The 209-nt window shown below is 58.9% G+C and carries 1 protein-coding gene; it reads right to left on the bottom strand.

Features of this window, described 5'->3' with window-relative positions; genetic code table 11:
• Window positions 1-171 (bottom strand): EamA family transporter (locus ACOZKU_RS27770; RefSeq protein WP_421581612.1); only part of this gene is annotated, 171 nt, incomplete at its 3' end.
• Window positions 172-209: the final 38 nt, after the last annotated feature.

Here is a 209-nt window from a genome sequence, read left to right as displayed (position 1 = left end):
CACCAGAACGAGGAGCAAGCTTCCGGCAATCAGCGTCCGCGCCGCAATCAGCGTCACCGGCGGGATCGTCTCGACGCCGATCTTGATGAAGGTATAGGACGAACCCCACAGGGTCGACAGAAGCAGCAACAGGCACAAGTCGGTCGTGCGATTTGTCGGCTCAGATGTCATTCCACCGTTCCTTGCCATCTATCCGCACATCCTAGCGG

Source organism: Shinella sp. M31, assembly GCF_049199205.1.
GTDB lineage: Bacteria > Pseudomonadota > Alphaproteobacteria > Rhizobiales > Rhizobiaceae > Shinella.
This window is presented reverse-complemented; position numbering and strand designations above follow the sequence as displayed.